Here is a 545-nt window from a genome sequence, read left to right on the forward strand (position 1 = left end):
TCTACAAGACGCCACATCACCTATCATAGAAGAACTTACAAACTTTCATGACCACACCCTAATAATTGTATTCCTCATCAGCTCCCTAGTACTTTATATTATTTCACTAATACTAACAACAAAACTAACACACACAAGCACAATAGACGCCCAAGAAGTAGAAACCATTTGAACTATTCTACCAGCTGTAATCCTTATCATAATTGCTCTCCCCTCTCTACGCATTCTATACATAATAGACGAGATTAATAACCCAGTTCTAACAGTAAAAACTATAGGACACCAATGATACTGAAGCTATGAATATACTGACTATGAAGACCTATGCTTTGACTCCTACATAATCCCAACCAATGACCTAAAACCAGGTGAACTTCGTCTATTAGAAGTTGATAATCGGGTAGTCTTACCAATAGAACTTCCAATTCGTATACTAATCTCATCCGAAGACGTCCTGCACTCATGAGCCGTCCCTTCACTAGGGTTAAAAACCGACGCAATCCCCGGCCGCCTAAACCAAGCTACAGTCACATCAAACCGACCAG

The 545-nt window shown here is 39.8% G+C and carries 1 protein-coding gene and 1 pseudogene; both read left to right on the forward strand.

The genetic code is table 11. The features are described from left to right. Positions 1-172: cytochrome c oxidase subunit II transmembrane domain-containing protein (locus ACTS4L_RS11415; protein ID WP_440652078.1), on the forward strand; the 172-nt coding region annotated here is incomplete at its 5' end. A gap of 135 nt (positions 173-307) precedes the next feature. Then, positions 308-545: pseudogene (locus ACTS4L_RS11420) on the forward strand (hypothetical protein); the annotation flags it as partial.

This window comes from Cysteiniphilum sp. 19S12-1 (assembly GCF_052030685.1).
Lineage (GTDB): Bacteria > Pseudomonadota > Gammaproteobacteria > Francisellales > Francisellaceae > Caedibacter.